This is a genomic window from Caballeronia temeraria, from assembly GCF_001544795.2.
Classification (GTDB): Bacteria; Pseudomonadota; Gammaproteobacteria; order Burkholderiales; family Burkholderiaceae; genus Caballeronia; species Caballeronia temeraria.
In genome coordinates this window covers 1-3173 of record NZ_FCOI02000087.1, presented here as the reverse complement: position 1 = coordinate 3173, position 3173 = coordinate 1, and the positions used below count along the sequence as shown (strand labels likewise).

Genomic DNA, 3173 nt, shown 5'->3' with positions numbered 1-3173 from the left:
CGACATGAAGAGACGCAGGATCAGCAACTGGTCGCATACGTCACGTTGATGTCGGAGATCGATGTCAACGCCCTGCGCGAGTATCTCGCCTCGCACCTGCCCGACTACATGGTGCCATCGGCCTTCGTCACGCTCGATGCATTGCCGCTTACGCCCAACGGCAAGCTCGATCGCCACGCGCTGCCCGATCCGCACGCCGATGCCTTCGCGCTGCGCCCCTTCGAAGCACCGCAAGGCCCGACCGAGACCGCGCTCGCCGCGCTGTGGGCCGAACTGCTCGGACTGGAGCGCGTCGGCCGGCAGGACAACTTCTTTGCACTGGGCGGCCACTCGCTGCTGGCCGTGACGCTCATCGAGCGCATGCGCCGTATCGGCCTGCACGCGAGCGTACGCGACCTGTTCGCCACGCCCGCGCTCAACGCGCTCGCCGCTTCGCTCGATGACGGCGCGGCCACCGCCGAGATCATCGTGCCGCCCAACGCGATCACGCCCGAGTGCACGATGCTCACGCCGGCCATGCTGCCGCTCATCGCGCTCACGCAGACCGATATCGATCGTATCGTCGATCACGTGCCCGGCGGCCTCGCCAACGTGCAGGATATCTACGCGCTCGCGCCGTTGCAGGAAGGCATCCTGTTTCACCACATGCTCACCACCGAGGGCGACCCGTATCTGCAAACAGCACGTATCGCCTTCGATACCCGCGCGCGCCTCGATGCATGGCTCGATGCGCTGAAGCAGATCATCAAACGGCATGACATTCTGCGCACCGCCTTCATCCACGATGGGCTCAGCACGCCTGCACAAGTCGTCTGTCGTGAAGCGCCGTTGACGGTCGATGAGATCGAGCTCGATCCTGCGAACGGTCCTGCCGCAGAACAACTCGCGCATCTGTTCGATGCGCGTTCCCAACGTCTGCCGCTGGATCGGGCACCGTTGCTTCGCCTCACCATTACGAAGGAACCCAATTCAGGACGCTGGCTCGCGTTGCTCGTATGGCATCACCTGATCGGTGACCACGTCACACTCGAAGTGATCCAGAAGGAGATCAGCGCCTTGCTCGATGATCGCGCGCACGCACTCGGCGCCGCGCAACACTTCCGCGATCTGGTCGCACAGGCGCGGCTCGGTGCAACTCAAGCCGAACATGAAGCGTTCTTCCGCGACATGCTCGCCGATGTGAGCGAGCCCACGCTGCCCTTTGGCTTCACCGATGTGCATCATGACGGTTCATCCGTCGCCGAAGCGCGCGTGACATTGCCCGCATCGCTCAATACGCGTCTGCGTGCTCAGGCTCGAAGCAATGGCGTGAGTCTCGCGAGCCTGTGTCATCTTGCGTGGGCCCGCGTGCTCAGCGCGGCCAGTGCGCTCGATTCCGATGGCCGCGTCGTCTTCGGCACCGTGTTGCTCGGACGCATGCAGGCGGGCGTCGATCAGGCGCTGGGGCTCTTGATCAACACACTGCCGATTCGCCTCGATGTCACCGATGCTTCGGTCGTCGATAGCGTGCGTCAAACCCATGAACGTCTCGCCGCTTTGTTGCAGCATCAGCATGCACCGCTCGCGCTCGCACAGCGATGCAGTGGTGTCGCCGCACCCGCGCCGCTCTTCAGCGCCTTGCTCAATTATCGACACAATCAGGCGTCGACCGATGAGCAACAGGTCTTCGACGGCATCGAGCTGCTCGGTGCCGAAGAACGCACCAACTATCCGTTGATGCTGGCGGTCGAAGACAACGGCGAGAGCCTTGGTCTCACCGCGCAGACCGTCTCGCCGCTCTCGCCCGAACAGTTGTGCGGCTACATGGAGCAAGCACTTACGAGCCTCGTACAGGCTCTCGAACAGGCACCTCAGACACCCGTGAACCGGCTCGATGTGTTGCCGTCCGAAACCCGTACCTTGCTCGTCCAGACGTGGAACGACACGGCGGTCGCTTATCCGGAGGACCTGTGCATTCATCGGTTGTTTGAGCAACAGGTTCGACGCACGCCCGATGTCACCGCGCTCGTGTTTGACGACGAATCGCTCACTTACAACGAACTCAATTCGCGCGCTAATCGGCTTGCGCATCATCTGATCGCACTCGGTGTGCGTCCCGAAGATCGTGTGGCGCTGTGTGTGGAGCGTGGCATCGGCATGGTCGTTTCATTGCTGGCGATACTGAAGGCGGGCGGCGCTTATGTGCCGCTCGATCCGGCTTATCCGGGCGAACGGCTGAGTCATATCCTCATTGATGCCACCCCGCGATTGCTTCTCGCCGATGCCGCCGGACGCGAAGCACTCGGCGACACCGGTGCTCTGACCGTGCTCGATCCGAACGCATCGTTTGCTGCTTCAGATGACGATCCGCAAACGCCCGTGGCTCCGCATCACCTCGCGTACGTGCTCTTCACTTCCGGCTCGACCGGCAAGCCCAAGGGCGTGATGGTCGAGCATCGCGAGATGCTGAACTTCCTCTGCTCGATGCGCGAGATCACCGCGATGAGCGCCGCCGATACGCTGCTCGCCGTCACCACCATCGCTTTCGATATCGCCGGGCTGGAGTTGTATCTGCCGTTGATCACCGGCGCCTGCGTCGTGCTCGCACGTCGAAACGATGCAGCCGATCCGCTCGCGCTGCAAACGCTCATCGACAAACACGACATCAGCTTCATGCAGGCCACGCCCGCGACCTGGCGCATGCTGCTCGATGCGCAGTGGCCGGGCAACGCGAAACTGACCGCTTTATGCGGTGGCGAAGCGTTGTCCGAAGGGCTCGCGGCTCGTCTGGGCGGCAAGGTCGGATCGTTGTGGAATCTTTATGGTCCCACCGAAACCACGGTCTGGTCATCGTGCTATCGGACGGTGCTCGAAGCGATCACGTCGTCGACGGTGCCTGTCGGTCGCCCGATCGCCAACACGCGCATGTATCTGCTCGATGTACACCATCAGCTGGTACCGCCCGGCGCGGTGGGCGAGCTTTATATCGCTGGCGCGGGTGTGGCGCGGGGCTATTTGAATCGTGACGATCTCACCGCCGAACGCTTCCTCGACGATCCGTTCGTGCCCGGCGCGCGCATGTATCGCACGGGGGACCTCGCGCGTTATCGTGCCGATGGCAATCTCGAGTTCCTCGGACGCAACGATCATCAGGTCAAGATTCGCGGCTTCCGTATCGAGCTTGGCGAGATCGA

1 protein-coding gene is annotated in these 3173 nt (G+C 62.7%); it reads left to right on the top strand.

The genetic code is table 11. The features are described from left to right. A partial coding sequence (locus tag AWB76_RS38455) for a non-ribosomal peptide synthetase (protein ID WP_157696340.1) occupies positions 1 to 3173 on the top strand: 3173 nt, incomplete at both ends.